Origin of the sequence: Paraclostridium sordellii, assembly GCF_000953675.1 — a bacterium.
Classification (GTDB): domain Bacteria; phylum Bacillota; class Clostridia; order Peptostreptococcales; family Peptostreptococcaceae; genus Paraclostridium; species Paraclostridium sordellii.
Window position 1 is genome coordinate 1,860,666 of sequence record NZ_LN679998.1, and the last position, 16,206, is coordinate 1,876,871.

The 16,206-nt window shown below is 24.2% G+C and carries 16 protein-coding genes; 3 read left to right on the forward strand and 13 right to left on the reverse strand.

Going from position 1 to position 16,206, the window contains the following annotated elements:
* Nucleotides 1-160: 160 nt before the first annotated feature.
* On the reverse strand, nucleotides 161-1,336 hold the full coding sequence (locus ATCC9714_RS08880) for an AI-2E family transporter (RefSeq protein ID WP_057545066.1): 1,176 nt from the start codon (nucleotides 1,334-1,336) through the stop codon (nucleotides 161-163).
* A gap of 433 nt (nucleotides 1,337-1,769) precedes the next feature.
* Between ATCC9714_RS08880 and ATCC9714_RS08885 the strand changes: the two genes are divergently transcribed.
* Complete coding sequence (locus tag ATCC9714_RS08885; RefSeq protein WP_021129610.1) at nucleotides 1,770-2,270, forward strand: HdeD family acid-resistance protein; 501 nt, start codon at nucleotides 1,770-1,772, stop codon at nucleotides 2,268-2,270.
* A gap of 51 nt (nucleotides 2,271-2,321) precedes the next feature.
* On the opposite strand, the gene ATCC9714_RS08890 is transcribed toward ATCC9714_RS08885, so the two are convergent.
* The 8 genes from ATCC9714_RS08890 to ATCC9714_RS08925 form a co-directional block, all read right to left on the reverse strand.
* Nucleotides 2,322-2,876: a hypothetical protein gene (locus tag ATCC9714_RS08890; protein WP_054631679.1), complete on the reverse strand. Its 555-nt coding sequence runs from the start codon at nucleotides 2,874-2,876 to the stop codon at nucleotides 2,322-2,324.
* A gap of 233 nt (nucleotides 2,877-3,109) precedes the next feature.
* Nucleotides 3,110-3,526, reverse strand: coding sequence for a large-conductance mechanosensitive channel protein MscL (gene mscL / locus ATCC9714_RS08895; RefSeq protein WP_054631678.1), 417 nt, complete (start codon nucleotides 3,524-3,526; stop codon nucleotides 3,110-3,112).
* Nucleotides 3,527-3,703: 177 nt separating this feature from the next.
* Nucleotides 3,704-4,930, reverse strand: a complete 1,227-nt coding sequence (locus ATCC9714_RS08900; protein WP_057545067.1) for an aminopeptidase P family protein — start codon at nucleotides 4,928-4,930, stop codon at nucleotides 3,704-3,706.
* Nucleotides 4,931-5,056: 126 nt separating this feature from the next.
* The gene (locus ATCC9714_RS08905) at nucleotides 5,057-7,069 is read right to left on the reverse strand and encodes an FtsX-like permease family protein (RefSeq protein ID WP_057545068.1); all 2,013 of its coding nucleotides are present in this window, start codon (nucleotides 7,067-7,069) and stop codon (nucleotides 5,057-5,059) included.
* Nucleotides 7,059-7,823: an ABC transporter ATP-binding protein gene (locus ATCC9714_RS08910; RefSeq protein WP_057545069.1), complete on the reverse strand. Its 765-nt coding sequence runs from the start codon at nucleotides 7,821-7,823 to the stop codon at nucleotides 7,059-7,061. Before ATCC9714_RS08910 ends, ATCC9714_RS08905 begins: the two co-directional genes overlap by 11 nt.
* A 168-nt stretch (nucleotides 7,824-7,991) precedes the next feature.
* Nucleotides 7,992-8,450 carry a hypothetical protein gene (locus ATCC9714_RS08915; RefSeq protein ID WP_057545070.1) on the reverse strand — a complete coding sequence of 153 codons (459 nt, stop codon included), beginning with the start codon at nucleotides 8,448-8,450 and terminating at the stop codon, nucleotides 7,992-7,994.
* Nucleotides 8,451-8,505: 55 nt separating this feature from the next.
* Nucleotides 8,506-9,744 (reverse strand): sensor histidine kinase, encoded by a 1,239-nt coding sequence (locus ATCC9714_RS08920; RefSeq protein ID WP_057545071.1) that lies wholly within the window; start codon nucleotides 9,742-9,744, stop codon nucleotides 8,506-8,508.
* Nucleotides 9,734-10,411 (reverse strand): response regulator transcription factor, encoded by a 678-nt coding sequence (locus tag ATCC9714_RS08925; RefSeq protein WP_021121222.1) that lies wholly within the window; start codon nucleotides 10,409-10,411, stop codon nucleotides 9,734-9,736. Before ATCC9714_RS08925 ends, ATCC9714_RS08920 begins: the two co-directional genes overlap by 11 nt.
* A 149-nt stretch (nucleotides 10,412-10,560) precedes the next feature.
* Between ATCC9714_RS08925 and ATCC9714_RS08930 the strand changes: the two genes are divergently transcribed.
* The gene (locus ATCC9714_RS08930) at nucleotides 10,561-12,024 is read left to right on the forward strand and encodes an ABC transporter permease (RefSeq protein ID WP_057545072.1); all 1,464 of its coding nucleotides are present in this window, start codon (nucleotides 10,561-10,563) and stop codon (nucleotides 12,022-12,024) included.
* 9 nt (nucleotides 12,025-12,033) lie between these two features.
* Complete coding sequence (locus ATCC9714_RS08935; protein WP_055333411.1) at nucleotides 12,034-12,720, forward strand: ABC transporter ATP-binding protein; 687 nt, start codon at nucleotides 12,034-12,036, stop codon at nucleotides 12,718-12,720.
* A gap of 77 nt (nucleotides 12,721-12,797) precedes the next feature.
* Here ATCC9714_RS08935 and ATCC9714_RS08940 read toward each other — a convergent pair whose 3' ends face one another.
* The 4 genes from ATCC9714_RS08940 to ATCC9714_RS08955 all read right to left on the reverse strand — a co-directional run bounded on the left by ATCC9714_RS08940 (nucleotide 12,798) and on the right by ATCC9714_RS08955 (nucleotide 16,134).
* Nucleotides 12,798-13,907, reverse strand: a complete 1,110-nt coding sequence (locus ATCC9714_RS08940) for a DUF1648 domain-containing protein (RefSeq protein ID WP_057545073.1) — start codon at nucleotides 13,905-13,907, stop codon at nucleotides 12,798-12,800.
* Nucleotides 13,907-14,290 (reverse strand): GntR family transcriptional regulator, encoded by a 384-nt coding sequence (locus ATCC9714_RS08945; protein WP_021121231.1) that lies wholly within the window; start codon nucleotides 14,288-14,290, stop codon nucleotides 13,907-13,909. Before ATCC9714_RS08945 ends, ATCC9714_RS08940 begins: the two co-directional genes overlap by 1 nt.
* A gap of 165 nt (nucleotides 14,291-14,455) precedes the next feature.
* Nucleotides 14,456-15,466: a sensor histidine kinase gene (locus ATCC9714_RS08950; protein ID WP_057545074.1), complete on the reverse strand. Its 1,011-nt coding sequence runs from the start codon at nucleotides 15,464-15,466 to the stop codon at nucleotides 14,456-14,458.
* A complete protein-coding gene (locus ATCC9714_RS08955) occupies nucleotides 15,463-16,134 on the reverse strand; it encodes a response regulator transcription factor (protein WP_055341988.1) in 672 nt (223 codons plus the stop codon). The genes ATCC9714_RS08950 and ATCC9714_RS08955 overlap by 4 nt, the downstream gene beginning before the upstream one ends.
* Nucleotides 16,135-16,206: the final 72 nt, after the last annotated feature.

Sequence of the window (16,206 nt, forward strand, 5' to 3'; positions counted from 1 at the left end):
AATGTTCATGTTCCTACATATATTTTATTTTTTTTATAATTAAAATGTCGAAAATATACAGAATTTTTAAGTTTTATTTTAAAAATCGTTTGTTATCTACCATATATTATTTATAAAATTAAAAAAATATCTATCTAAAAATTTTTAGATAGATATTTTTTTAATTATTTTTCTTTTTATAATCATTTGTATTAATAGGTAAACTTTTTTTATCTAATTTATCTTCTATTACTTCCTTAATAACAGAATATATTATAGCAAATAAAGGAACCCCTATTATCATACCAACTAAACCTAAAAACTTTCCTGCAACTAATAATGAGAATAATATCCAAAAAGCCGATATACCGATAGAATCACCTAATATTTTAGGTCCTATTATATTACCATCTAATTGTTGAATAACTATAATTATAAGTATGAACCATAAAGCTTTTACTGGAGATACAAATAATATTATTATAGTTGCTGGTATTGCTCCAAAAAATGGACCAAAAAATGGAATAATATTAGTTATACCTATAATAACTGATATTAATAGTACGTATGGCATTTTAAATATAGTCAGTACTATAAATGTTAATACTCCAATTATAGCAGAATCTATAATTTTACCACTTAAAAACTTCCCAAATGTATCATTACTTCTTTCTCCCAACTCTAATATTCTTTTTGCATGTTTTTCATTAAATAAAGCCCATACCATTTTTCTACTTAACGCACAAAAATTCTCTTTATCAATAAGTAAATAAATAGAAACAATAAGCCCTAAAAGTATATTCCATACACTAGAAGCAACTATTCTTAATGCTTCACCTAGTACAGGAATTAAACCTGCTGCAAGACCTATTATATAATTGATAAAATCAGTAAGCTTATTAACTGCTAAATTTAAATACTCTTGATCTACATTTAAGTCTTTTGTATGTGTAGCTATAAGATCAGATAAGTTTGTTACATATGTTGGAATATCATTAACTAATCCCATAATACTTTCTGCTAATTGTGGTAATACAAACTGTATAAATAGTGCTATTAGGATAAAGGCCACTAAGTAAGTAGCTAAAAGCCCTAATGCTCTTTTACTCTTAGGCTTAAGATTTTTAAATTTATTCTTACTAAGTAATTTGTCCTCAACAAATACTAGTATAAAATTTAATAAATAAGCTAATACGCCTCCTATTATAAATGGCTGCAATATAGAAATTATTTCACTTATTTTTCCTGCAAATACACTTGTATCCCAAACAATACGATAGAAAATGATACTACAGCAAATAACTATAAATGAATACAGAGATATGGTTGTATATTTACTGTTCCAATCTACTTTCATTTTTTCCTCCCATGTAATTGTAAATTCATATCGTTTAATTATAAACACTAAATGGTATTAAGTGTCAATAGTTTAGGAAATAAATTAATTTAAAGTTTAAATAAATACTTAATACTAATTTATATTTTACATGTATTATATCAAGTTTATTCAAAAACTTTCTAAAATAGATTATTTTAAACTAGCGAAAATAAAAACTTACTTTTTTGTATTTTGTATTTAATTTTTTAGTTAATGCATATTAATAATTATTTCTTATAAAAACGCCAGTTTTTTCTTTAATTTCATTTTATTCTGAATTAAATTATTTTTAAATATTCATTTAAGCATATTTACCAAATTTTTTTTAATATCAAAATTTTTAAACTTAAGATTTTCATGTTTATATTTATATATTTAAAGGGTATATTATGCTGTGAGGAGATGATATTGTATGAAAAAAGATTCAAATTTAGAAACAACATTAATTTTAGAAGGGATTTTATTTGGTATAGTAGGTATTTTATTTTTTATAAACCCAATAGAGTCTTACTTTAGTTTTACAACTGTAGCCGGTATATTACTTATAATAGCTGGTATATTTACAATTGTAAGAGCATTTAAAACTACAGAAAAAGCATACTATATATTCAGCGGGATTATAAATATTTTATTTGGGCTTATTGTTTGGTTTGCACCTATATCTACTACAGAAACATTAATTTTATTCTATGGTATATGGGCTGTAATAAGAGGTATTTATCTATTTATAATATCAATTAAAAGAAAAAAAATTGGATTTAATTTTAATACTTTGTATAATGTTTTACTTATAGTTCTTGGGCTATTAATTCTTGCAAATCCAATAGTAACATTACTAGCAACTCCATACATAATAGGTATATACTTTATAGTATCTGCTATATGTGAGATTTATTTAGGGTTTGAAGTTTAATAAAATATTTATAATCAAATAAAAGAGGTGAACTTTTTAAGTTCACCTTTTTTATTTATTATTTTCATTAGAATCTATCATAGATTCTATCATAGCCAATTGTTTTTTTGAATAGTCTATCTTTATATTTAATTTATTTAATTTAGCTTCCATGGATTTTTTAATTTTCTCATCTGTTGTATTTTCCATGTCACTTAGTATTTTACTATATAAATCTTCTAATGCACTTATTCTCAATTTCATTTTATCATATACAGCTTGAGGATCATTCTTTAATTCTAAAACTTTTCTTTCGTTAGATGAAATCATTTTAAAATAAACAAAATATATTAAAAGCATAACACTTAAATTAAATGTTACATTATTACCATTTTGAGTTAACAAACTTACTAATTCAATAGATATAAAGTTAAATAGTAATAATCTACTTAAAATTCTTTGATTTTCTCTAGAATAATGCTCCCTTTTATTTTTCATAAACTTAAAAGGTATTAATACTGTTAGAATAGGTGTTAAAAATAATACTTCTCTCTCAAAAATAGCATATATGATACTAAACACCATTATAAACGATATTGTTCGTTTCATTGAGTTGCTTTGTTTCATTTTTTAGCTCTCCTTTTTATCTTTATAATAATATCAGTTTATAAATATTTTATATTAAAATAATATTTATATAATACCATATATTATACAAAAAATAAATTTAAATTTCCCAATAATATATTCAATTTTTATTTAATATATAAAATATATTCGTTAAATCTAATAAAAACTATTTAAGTTTAAATTTATAAAATTTTATACGATATTAGAAAGAGCTATGTAATATATTAATTTTATTTCTGTAGTAGCTCCTTTATATCTCTAAGTAATAAAACCTCTTCACTAACTTTATTTAAATTTTCTTCTTTAGTAGTTGATACCTCTTTGTCATTTGTACTTTTTAATTTTATTAGGGCTTTAATAAATAAAAAAATACAAAATGATATTATTAAAAAATTTACAGATGTTTGTATAAAATTACCTATATTCAAGGTAACTGATGGATTTTTTCCAACAGCTTCCTTTAAAACTATTTTATATTCAGAAAAATTTATCCCACCAGTTAATATACCTACTATAGGCATGATTATATCATTAACTAAAGATGTAACTATTTTAGAGAATGCCCCTCCTACAACAACCCCAACTGCAAGATCTAATATATTGCCTTTTACAGCAAATTCCTTAAATTCTTTTATCATTTTTTTCATTGGTTGATACTCCTTTTATAATTATGAATTAAATTATCTAGTTTTAATAAAAAATTACCATTATATATTATGATTTCAAGAATCCTATAATTTATAACATTTTTTATGCTATAAACTATAGGATTTTTAATTAAAAAACTCTCAAGTATAATTTTTAACTACACTTGAGAGTTTTTATCAATTCATTAAATTTTCTATATCATCTATCTCTATAGGTATATGCTTAGATAAATTAATACATCCATCTTCAACTATTAATAAATCATTTTCAAGTCTTATACCTATACCTTCTTCTTCTATATAAAGTCCTGGTTCATTGGTTATTATTGCTCCTTTTTCCAGCTTATTATCAGCACTCCAAACATCATGAGTATCAAGACCTAAAGAATGACTTACTGAATGGAAATAATATTTAGATAATTCTTCTTCTTTATCAATAAGTCCTATATCCATACATCCTTTTGATAATACTTTTTTAGCAACATCATTTAAATCTTTTAATGTCAATCCTGGTTTAGCTTCTTCTTCTACAGCTTTTAAAGCTGATAATACTATAGAATATATTTGTTTTTGTCTATCTGTAAACTTACCATTAACAGGAATAGTTCTTGATATATCAGCACAGTAATAATCAAATTCTGCTCCTAGGTCAAATAGTATTAAATCTCCATCTTTCATAACCTGATTATTATCTTCATAGTGAAGTACTGTAGCATTTTTTCCTGAAGCACAAATAGTATTAAATGCATGACTAGAAGCTCCTAATCTTTTTATTTCAAAATCAAAATATGCTTCAACTTCATATTCATGCATATTAGGTTTAATATTTTTAGCCATAGCTTCTATACCACTTTTAGTTATATCTATAGCTTTTTTTATTTTCTCCAATTCATAATCGTTTTTAACAGTTCTAAGCTTAATTATTTTAGGATATATATTTTTAATTTTTAAATATGGATACTTAGTTCTTAATATGTTTGCCATATCTTGAGGTTGTGTTGATGGAATATCCATAGATTGTCTTTCAAGGTCAAGGTATATTTTATTTATGCCTAATCTATTTATATATGATGAAACTATGCTGTCAAATTCGTCTAAGTATTTAATAGTTTTTATTTTGCTTACTTCACTTGCTTCATTTTTACTTATAGCTCTTCCTATCCATTTTGCCATAAGTTCATCTTCTCTTTGAACAAATATAGTTTCAACTACTTCTTTTTCTGTCTTTAATATAGTTAATATAACCTTAGTATCATTTATTCCCGTTAAATAATAAAAATTTCTATTTGGCGTAAATTTATACTTTTGATCCGCACTTCTATAAGGTGCATCACCTGCAAACATTATAAGAAGTGAGTTTTCTTTCATATTATTAACTAAATTTTTACGGTTTGATTCAAACATATCACTACCCCCTTATTAATTTATCTCCTATTACAATTATAGCACTTTTATTCTTATATACGATTATAATTACGAAGATAAGTAAAAATCACTCTAAATTAATCTAGAGTGATTTTTACTTATCTTTTATGAACTTTTTACTATATTCTTATATCCTGTATAAGTTGCATAAAAATATCCTATATATATTATCAAAAATATTATAGCTGTCATTAATGAAGACCCGCCTATATCTGGTTTATCATACATAGCTATAAATTCACTAACTACTTTTATCCCTATAATAGAATGTATAAAAGCAAGTGATACTGGCAAACTAAAATATATTAAAGTTTGGACAAATATACTTTTATTTATCATCTTATCATTTGCTCCTATCTTCTTAAGAGCTTTATATCTATCTATACTCTCACTAGCTTCTGATAGTTGTTGAAGAGCTAAAACTGCCATACTAGATATTAAAAAGACTATTCCCAAATATATTACTGAAAATAATATTATAGTAACCGACCCTTTATTATTTGCATATATCTCTTCTTTAGTAGATCCATTTATAAATCCGAACTTATCATAAGATAATTTATTCTCTTTATATTTTTTAAATAATTTGGAGAACTTTTCTTCTGAATTTTTATAATCATCTTTAAAGTTAATATTTAAGTTAGATGATTGAATCGGTAAATTATTAGTCAAATTATCCTCAACTACTAAAGTTAAAAAATTGTCTGCTATACCTGTGGAATGAAGAGCCTCTGTTAAAACTTTTTTGTTTTGTATAGTATAATTTTCTCCATTTATTTTTATATCATTGTTTCTTTTCAAAAACTTATCTACTATATTTAATATAGTATTGTTATTTGACATTAATATAATTTTATTGTTTTCTAAATCAACTGAATTTTTACCATCTAATTTTCTTATATTATTATAATCTGAGATTTTTATAAATTCTATATTTTGTTTAACTATTGTATTTAATGTTTTTCTATCTGATTTAGTTATATCTTTTTCAAATATATCATTTAGTGTAAGATTTGAATTATAGATATCATAGTATACATATGCATCTGATTTATCAAATTTAAAATCAAGAGCATCTAAAGCATCTTTTATACTTTGTATCTTCTCACCTTTAGTTACATACATAATTGCACTTGCATCAAAAGGTGTAGTATTTTTCAAGCTACTTTCTAAGGCATTTTTAAAGCTTATACCTGTGGATAATATCCCTATAGTTAAAAATAACATCAAACATATTACTGATATAGATATAAAGTTTGTATTAATTTTACTATTTAATTGTTTAACTATAAAAATATTTAAATCTTTAAAATAAATATTTTTATTCTTTTTAACTATATAAAGTAAAGATCCTGCCAAGCTATAGAAAAATAGTACTGTACTTATAATACCAAAAACTATCGATACAATAAATTTAGGATTTTTTATATCTAATCCTACATCGATAACAAATTTATAAGAAAATCCTAAAGTTAAAATACATAATATAAAAGTTATTAAATATACTAATGGATTCTTAAGTTTTATACTTTCATTTTTATGGTTTGCTGTCAATAAATCTATTATTTTATATTTAGATATTACTACACTATTAAATATCATAACTAGTAAAAATATTATTCCAAAGTAAATTATAGTTTTCATAATTGCACTTGTTGAAATCATAAATTTATACTCACTCATATTTATATCAAATAAATTAGATGTAAATGCCGATAATCCTTGGCTAATAATAAATCCAATTAACATACCACTAATTAACGAAGCAATTCCTACTATAATCGTTTCAAGCACTAAAATTTTAGATATTTTAGATTTACCCATACCTAGTGTCATATATATACCTAGTTCTTTTTTGCGTTTTTTTATTAGAAAATTATTGGCATACAATATTAAACTTCCTAATATAACAGAAACAAATATAGATAATACTCCTATTAAATCCGATAATATATCAATATAACTAGCCGTTGACTTATTTAATTCAAGTAAAGCTTTTTGGGATTCTATAGAGTTAAAACTGTAAAATACACTAACTGCAAGTGTTAAGGTTAAAAAATATATACTATAATCTTTAAAGCTTTTTTTTACATTTCCAAAAGCAATTTTAAAATACATTCTCATCGCCTCCGAGTAAGGTGATCACATCCATTATTCTATTGAAAAATTCTTTTCTAGTATCATTCCCTCTAACCAACTCGTTAAATATCTTACCATCTTTTATAAATAGAATTCTATGAGCATAACTTGCAGTAAAAGAATCATGAGTTACCATTAGTATTGTTGTTTTTAAATCTTTATTTAAACTTTCAAACCTTTCAAGTAATAATCTTGCAGATTTAGAATCAAGTGCTCCTGTCGGTTCATCTGCTAATACTAATGATGGCTTAGTAACTATAGCTCTAGCTGAAGCTACTCTTTGTTTTTGTCCCCCAGACATTTGATATGGATATTTGCTAAGTATTTTTTCTATTTCAAGATATTTTGCTACTTCTTTTATTTTTTCATCTATTAAAGAGCTTTCTTCACCTTTAATAGTAAGGGCTAATGCTATATTTTCATAAGCAGTTAATGTATCTAATAAATTAAAATCTTGGAATATAAATCCTAATTCATTTTGTCTAAATTTATCTAGTTGTTTTGATTTAAGCCTATTTATATCTTGGTTATTTATTATTATATTTCCACTTGAAACATTATCTATTGTAGATATACAGTTAAGTAGCGTTGTTTTTCCACTACCACTAGGGCCCATTATTCCAACAAATTCCCCTTCAAATACATTAAAACTTATATTATCTATCGCTTTAGTTATATTATCTTTATTTCCGTAATATTTTTCTATATTCTCTACGCTTAACATATTTTTCATTTTTTCCTCCTGGCTTATTATTATAGATTTATTTTACACCTTTTTTAGAAAAAAAGCCTTACAGGAAAATTTAACTAATCTTACAATTTGGTAAGTATAGTAAAATAATTAAAGCTACCTATATTTTATAAATACATTACTTTAGGTAACTTTAATTACACTTATATTTTAATTTTTTTCTATATCATTTTTCATCTTCTCTTTATTTTTTCTAATTGTTTCTTTTAGTTTTTCACCTTGATATTTAGTTATTACTCTATCTTTAACCATATTATCTATTAAAGATTTTTTTCTATCATTATTGTTATTGTATTTCTTTTCTTTTATTTTACTTTCTTTGTTCCCTCTATAATAATTTTTAACGCTTGATTTTCTTTTATTTTCTTCCTGTAATTTTATTATATAGTCATTGATGTTATCTACATCTTCTTTGATTAAAATCCCTGAATTTTTCAGTTCTTCTACACTTTTAATAAAGCACTCTCTTCTTAGTAATTTAACTTTCTCTATATTAGCTTTGCTTATTGATTTATCAATTATCTGTGTATGTGCACTTACGCTTGTACTTAACATAGTCAAAATTATTAAACTGGATAATGCTATACTTAAAATATTCTTAGACTTCATACATACCTCCTAAAATTTAATTAATCCTAGTTTTTACAATCATCTTAAAATAAATTTATTTTTTAGGTATATATATACTAAAAATACTTCCTGTTTTGTATTTTGAACTTACAGCTATTTTGCCATTTAAGTTACCTATTAATATTTTTGCTATGGATAACCCAATACCAGAACCCTCTTTGTTTGATTCTCTATGAGAGCTAGCTCTATAAAATCTATTAAATATTAGAGGTAATTCCTCTTCTTTTATACCTATTCCACTATCTGCTACTTCTATTTTTATATTTGAGCCTTCTTCAGATAACCTTACAATTATGTAGTCATCTTCTTTTGTATATTTTATGGCATTGTCTATAAGTATTATAAGTATCTGTTTTAGTTTTTCTTTATCTGTGTATATACTTTGGTCTTTTAAGTCGTAATTAAAATTTAGATTTTTACTTTGTAATTGGCATATATCTTCATATTGGATAAGTATATCTCCTATTATATCAATAATATTAGTTTTTGACTTATTTATAGTTATTATAGCATCCTCTTTAGTTAATTTTAATAAATCAGATACTAGTTTACTAAGTCTTCGTACTTCTTTCATAACTATAACAAGATTATTCATTTCTTCTTCTACACTATTTTTAGGCCTTTTTATAATACTTTCTATTTTTGAAAATATTATCGTAAGTGGAGTTCTAAGTTCATGTGATGCATCTTGTACAAATAGTTCTTGATTTTTCCAAGATTCCTCTATAGGCTTTAATGATTTCTTAGTTAGAAATTTACTTATAAAATAGACAGTTATTGAGGCTAGTATAATTGAAATAATAAGTACAAATTTTAATTGATTTAAAAGCATTTCTTCAGTATCTACTATTTTTATTATTTCTATAGTGTATAAATTATAATTAATTTTTATTTGCCTAAAGCTATGTCCATTATATTTATATATAGTTATTCCATCTTTTAAATCTTCGCTTAAACTAAATGGTCGTATATAATTTGACATATTCTCTGGAAAAGATTTTAAAAGTTCTCCATTCTTTGATATATAAATCATTGTTCCCCTTAACACTGTATCTGGTGGTAACTCTCTATTAAATTCTAAACTTCCTCTATTTATATCATGTGTAAACTTTTTAGACTGCATATAAAGTTCTTTATCAATACTTTTATAGGTTAAATTATAAAAGTATTGATATATAAATATAGTGAATAATATAAATATAATTCCAACAACTAAGGTATTAATCGTTGTAAGTTTTTTTCTTGTTTTTTTTAATATATTTTTATTCATCATCAAATATATATCCTATTCCTCTTTTAGTTTTTATATATTTATTATAACCACTAGATAGTAAATTTTTTCTAAGTCCACTAATATGTACTTCCACTATTTCAATTGGTATATCGCAATCTATCCCCCATATCCTATCATATATTTGTTCTTTTAGTAAAACTTGTTTTTTATTCATTAAAAAATATTCAAGTATATCAAACTGCTTTTTATATAATTCTATTTCTTGATTGCCTATGTAAACTGTTCTAGAATCCAAATTCATTTTCAAATCCTTAAATTCTAATATATTTTCATTCGATATAGACCCTGTAGTTCTAAGAACTGCATATACTCTAGCAACTAATTCTTCCATATAAAAAGGTTTTGTAACATAGTCATTAGCTCCAATTGAAAATGCCCCAACTTTATCATCAAGTTCTTCTTTTGCTGTAAGTATTATAACAGGTGTTTTTATACCTTTATTTCTTATAATCCTTAGTATCTCAATTCCGCTTAAATCAGGTAACATTATATCTAGTATTATTATGTCATATATACTTCTTTCAATATCATAAAGAGCGTCTTCTCCATTATTTAAAACTTCAACATCTAAGTTAACATTTCTAGATAATTCTTCTTTTATTGTATCTGCTAATACAGTATTATCTTCAACAACTAAAATTCTCATATTTATTCCTCCTGTGTTGTCATTACAATAATTTAATTATAATCATATTACCTTTAATTAAACTTAAATTTTTTAATTTACTTATTTAAGAATTTTTTAAGGTAAGGAATATAAATTATTATCAAACAAAAGAAGAAAGGATGAAATATATGAATTTTATATTTAGGTCAATTAAATCTTTAAAAGAAAGGAAAGGAAAAACATTAATCATTTTAGCTATAATGCTAACAGTATGTTTAGTGATACTTACTAGTTTTAGCATTCAATCAGCTACAAATTTAGCTTCTGTAATGGCTAGGCAAAAACTAGGTGCTGATGTTACTTTATCTTTAGATATGGATAAATTAATGAAAAAAAATCAAGAAGATGCCAAAGACCTTAATAGTGGAGAAAAGCCTAAATTTGAACCAATAAAAGTACCAGTTCCACTAGAGTACTTAACTGAACTAAAAAATTCAAAATATGTAGATAGTTATTCTTTAAAAAGTGATACATCTGCTAACTTGGATGGTCTAAAAGCAGTTGGGGCTGAAGATGAATCTGAAGAGGAGTCAGGTCATATGCCTCCTATGGATATGAAGAATACTGGTGATGTTACTATATGTGGATTAAATGAATTTAATATGGCAGAAAAAGTAAATTCTCAAACTATAACACTAAAAGAAGGTAGAGCTTTTAATGAAGATGATTTAGGCAAAAATGTAATATTAGTGGAAGAAACTTTTGCAGATGAAAATGAACTAAAGATAGGAGATAAAATAAAGCTCGATTCTACTGAAGATGAAGATGTATCTATAGAGTCTGAAATAATAGGAATTTTTAAAGATAGTAGTGAAATAGATGAACATGCTTATAGGTTTACATCTATGTTACCTTATAATACTATGTACGTTCCATATACATTAGCTAATGAGTTAAAAGGATCTGATTATAAAAATTCAGTAGATTCTATGACATTTTCATTAAATGACCCTATAAATGTAGATAAATTTATAACTGAAGCTAAAAATACTAATATAGATTTTGAACAATTTAAATTAGATGCAGGAGATAGAGCTTATGAATCTATGATGGGTCCAATAGATAATGTAGCATCATTTTCTAAAACGACTTTAGTTGTGATTGCTATATTTGGAGGTATTATATTATCACTTATTATAATGCTTTCTATGAAAGATAGAATCCATGAAATTGGTATATTAATGGCTTTAGGCGAGAAAAAGATTAAGATTATAGGTCAATTATTAACAGAAGTAGTACTAATTTTGGTAGTGGCTATAGGAATATCTACTCTGTGTGGAAAACCTATAAGTAATTTAGTAGGAGATAAACTTATACAAAATGAAATATCTATCCAATCACAACAAGAATCATCATTAAATCCTCCTGAATTTAACAGAGGCAACATGGGTGGCGGAAAAGGTAGATTCATGAATACTAATAACCCGTTAGAAGATGTTGATCCTATAAATGATTTAGATATAAAGTTAAATGGTACTGATATTTTTAAAATGTCTTTATGTTCGCTAGCCATATCTGTAGTAGCAACTATTATACCAGCATCATTTATAATGAGATTAAACCCTAAAAATATATTAAGTAAACATAGCTAGGAGGTTATTATGGAAAATATATTAAGTTTTGAACATGTATCTTATTCTTATAATTCAGATAAAAAAGTTTTAGATGGAGTTAATATAGATTTTGAGTCTGGAAAATTTTATACAATCATAGGCCAATCTGGCTCAGGTAAAACAACACTTATATCTCTTGCTTGTGGATTAGACTATCCATCTAGCGGTAATATTAATTATAAAGGTAAAAGTTTAAAGAGTATCTCTCTTGAAAAATACAGAAATAAGTATGTTTCAATAATATTTCAAGGCTATAATCTACTTAACTATATGAACGCTATTGAAAATATAACATCTGCTATGAGCATAAAGGGTATAAAAACAAATGATAATAAACAATTTGCTATAGATATGTTAAAAAGAGTTGGTATAAGTAAGGAACAAGGTATGCAAAAAACTTTAACTTTAAGTGGTGGTCAACAACAAAGAGTTGCTATAGCTAGAGCACTTTGTTGTGAATGTGAGTTAATAATTGCAGATGAGCCTACTGGTAACTTAGATGAAATTACATCTAAAGAAATTATAGCTTTATTTAAAGATATTGTTATAAATGAAAATAAAACTGTTATTATGGTTACTCATAATAAAGATATTGCTATTGAGTCTGATGAAACTTATTTAGTTAAAGATACAGAACTTATTAAAGTTCATTTCCCTAAAGATTTTAATAGTTAAATTTTTAATACATAAAAAGAGCTATATCTAAATATAAGTTAAATAATTAACCTTATATTAGCATAGCTCTTTTATTTTTAAAACGCTGTTAAACTAAATATAAGTATTAAAATTAGAAATATAATTATGATTTTAGCTGATTTATGAGCCATATTAAATGTCCATCCAGCACCTAATCTTTTCTCTACCATAAATGATGGGTCTTCTTTGTTATAGTATATAAATCCATATATCCATTTTTCATCATCACTTTCTATCATGTAATTATTCTTATTTTTTGACTTTAATGTGGATAGCATTATAAAGTTATAAATCAGTAAAATAGAAGCTAATATTGGCACAAATATTACTATAAAAAATAAAGTCATTGGCATATCCATATTTTTAACCATAAGTATAGGATTAATAGAAGTTGTAGCTTGAACACTTATAGTTATAATAAATAATGAATATCCTATGTTATTTAAATACTTTAAAGCTTTTTTCCTATTTTCTTCTTTATTTTGAGTATCTATATAACTTCTATATCCTATGGTTCCTACTCCCATATAACTAAACATTAAAACCATTCCTAAATCTATTATATTTATAAAAAATACATTTTTAAAGTTCTTAGGACCAAATGCATCTGCTTTACCATTTGGGCCCCAGTGTGTTGGTATTGTTTCTGGTAAGTTATTGTAATTTATAGCAACATATACAAATGATATTATAGATATAGCTACACATATACCAAACAATATTTTAAACTTTCTTTTAAGCTTTTCTTTTTCATTTATAAATTTAGTGTCTATAGTAATAGTTTGATTGCTTTGTTTTTGAATAGATTCACCATTAGTGAAAGATATTAATTGGCTTTTTATATTCTTTACTTCTATATAACTATCTCTTAAATACCAATAACTAAGACCTATATAAATAGTTAGTGCTATTGGAATTATAATAGTCTCACTTCCAACTGTTTTAATTAGTAAAATACTTAAAATTATTATAATTATTAAAGTATAATTCATCCTTCTTTTATACTCTTTGTCTATACGCTTTTTGTCATCTTCATTTAAATTTACATTCTTAACGTATACTCCATAAAAATAATTTTTACCACTTATCAATTGTACGTACACCATAAATAGGTGTGTAAATATTAATATTGGAGCTAATATCATAAGCCCTACCATATTTTCCATTATTTTTTCACCCCATAATTTTCAAAATAATTTTCACATAAATCAATAAATTCATCTTTTTCTATTCCTTTTAAATAACTTTCTGCAACTAGAAGCTCTATTTGTTCTTTAATATTATTAAAGTTATTTTCTTCTTTTTTTATAGGTAAATTATTTACTATAGCACCTTTTCTTCTATCTATATTTATATACCCCTCATCTTTAAGTAAATTATATGCTTTACTTACTGTATGTAAGTTTATACCTATTTCATCGGCTAATGCTCTAACTGATGGTAATGATTCGTTTACCTCTAAATCGCCTTTAGCTATTGATTTTATTATTTCTTCTCTTATTTGTATATATATGGGTTTTTCACTGTTAAAGTCTAAATTTAATATCAAAATTATCACCTCTTTTGCTACATTAAATATAAATTAATAAATTTTATTGTTTGTTATATTTATAATATAACAAATGTTACTTATATATCAATAGGATTTAAAAATAAAAAATAGACATATAACTTTAAAGTTATATGTCTATTTTTTATTTTTAAATATTTAATTTTATCTAAATATATCGCTATTTATTGGAAACACTATATTTACAGTAGTTCCCATATCTTTATTCGATGTTAAATTTATATTAAGTCCTAATTTATTACATAACTTCTTACATAAATATAAACCTATACCTGTCGATTTTGAATACTTTCGTCCATTCTCTCCCGTAAATCCCTTTTCAAATACTCTAAATACGTCTTTCTCATCTATACCTACTCCATTATCTTTTATTGTCAATACAATATTATTATCATTTGATACAGAACTTATATCTATTATTGCATTTTTATTTTTAGAGTATTTTATAGAATTTATCATTATCTGATTTATTATAAATTCAACCCATTTAGGATCACTGTATATTATATTATCAATATTTTCAACATTTATAGCAATTTTTTTATTTATACAATCCCTAGCATTTTTTCTTATAACTTTTCTTACTATATCTTCTATATTAAATTTTTTAATTATATAATCTTTATTAACATCACTGCTTCTTGAGTAATATAATACTTGTTCTACATAATCTTCTATTTTTTGTATTTCTGACTTTATATGCTGTGGTATTATATCTGAATTATTTTCAATAAACAACATAGTAGATGCTATAGGTGTTTTTATTTCATGTACCCAAGTTTCAATATACTCTTTATAATCATTTTGCATATTTTTATAATAATTTATATTGTCTCTCATAGACCTATTAGATTCTCTTAATAAATGATAAACCATTTTTTCATTTAAATACTTTGGCTTATCTATTACTTCTGATAATAAATACTTCTTATCTAAATGGTCACATATTCCTATTACTTTTTCATAATAATTTTTTTGACGTACAAAATCTAAAATCATATATGTTACAAGTGGTCCAAACCATAATATAAAAGCTAAAAATATAATTTGTTTGCTAGTATTGGTTGCTGCTAAAGTTATATAAGTTATAAAGAATAAAATTGCATTTATAGTCAAAAACACTATTCGATCTTTTAAATATTCAATAAGTTTCATTTCATTATATACCCTAACCCTCTTCTTGTTTCTATATATTCTTTTAAGTTTATTTCCTCTAGTTTTTTTCTTATCCTAGTAATATTTACAGATAATGTATTGTCATCTATATAAACATCTGAATTCCACATATAATTCATTAAATCATCTCTAGATACTATTGATCCTTTATTCTTCATAAGATATGCTAGTATTTTCATTTCATTTTTACTTAACTCTACATTTTTATTAAAAGCAGTTATTGTTCCCTTTGATAAATCAAGTCTTAAATCCCTATGTGTTAATATATCTGATGTATCAGATTCTGAATATGTTCTTTTTAAAACAGCACTTATTCTTGCTAATAAAATTTGTGTATTATATGGTTTTGTAACAAAATCATCTGCACCTAAGTTCATACTCATTAACTCATCTACTTCACTATCCCTACTTGTAACTATTATTATAGGTATATTTAGTGACTTTCTAACTTCTCTACATATATAAAATCCATCAAATACTGGTAAATTAACATCTAATAAAATAAGGTCTGGCATTACTTTTTTTATTTTTTCTATTATATTTTCAAATTTCTCAACTGCTACTACATCATAACCATATCTTGTTAATAGTGATTTTAATTCTTCTCTTATGACTTGAGAATCTTCTATTATCATTAACTTTTTCATAGTTCCTCTCCTTTTGGTTAATCTTGTATATTAGTTTATCACTTATAAAACTTTTATTAAAGACCTATGTAA

Coding starts and splice junctions, on each gene's coding strand:
- ATCC9714_RS08900 (WP_057545067.1), bottom strand. CDS start 4,930: ATGTTTGAATCAAACCGTAAAAATTTAGTTAATAATATGAAAGAAAAC.
- ATCC9714_RS08915 (WP_057545070.1), bottom strand. CDS start 8,450: ATGAAGTCTAAGAATATTTTAAGTATAGCATTATCCAGTTTAATAATT.
- ATCC9714_RS08935 (WP_055333411.1), top strand. CDS start 12,034: ATGGAAAATATATTAAGTTTTGAACATGTATCTTATTCTTATAATTCA.
- ATCC9714_RS08905 (WP_057545068.1), bottom strand. CDS start 7,069: ATGTATTTTAAAATTGCTTTTGGAAATGTAAAAAAAAGCTTTAAAGAT.
- ATCC9714_RS08910 (WP_057545069.1), bottom strand. CDS start 7,823: ATGAAAAATATGTTAAGCGTAGAGAATATAGAAAAATATTACGGAAAT.
- ATCC9714_RS08920 (WP_057545071.1), bottom strand. CDS start 9,744: ATGATGAATAAAAATATATTAAAAAAAACAAGAAAAAAACTTACAACG.
- ATCC9714_RS08880 (WP_057545066.1), bottom strand. CDS start 1,336: ATGAAAGTAGATTGGAACAGTAAATATACAACCATATCTCTGTATTCA.
- ATCC9714_RS08885 (WP_021129610.1), top strand. CDS start 1,770: ATGAAAAAAGATTCAAATTTAGAAACAACATTAATTTTAGAAGGGATT.
- ATCC9714_RS08955 (WP_055341988.1), bottom strand. CDS start 16,134: ATGAAAAAGTTAATGATAATAGAAGATTCTCAAGTCATAAGAGAAGAA.
- ATCC9714_RS08930 (WP_057545072.1), top strand. CDS start 10,561: ATGAATTTTATATTTAGGTCAATTAAATCTTTAAAAGAAAGGAAAGGA.
- ATCC9714_RS08925 (WP_021121222.1), bottom strand. CDS start 10,411: ATGAGAATTTTAGTTGTTGAAGATAATACTGTATTAGCAGATACAATA.
- ATCC9714_RS08940 (WP_057545073.1), bottom strand. CDS start 13,907: ATGGAAAATATGGTAGGGCTTATGATATTAGCTCCAATATTAATATTT.
- mscL (WP_054631678.1), bottom strand. CDS start 3,526: ATGAAAAAAATGATAAAAGAATTTAAGGAATTTGCTGTAAAAGGCAAT.
- ATCC9714_RS08950 (WP_057545074.1), bottom strand. CDS start 15,466: ATGAAACTTATTGAATATTTAAAAGATCGAATAGTGTTTTTGACTATA.
- ATCC9714_RS08890 (WP_054631679.1), bottom strand. CDS start 2,876: ATGAAACAAAGCAACTCAATGAAACGAACAATATCGTTTATAATGGTG.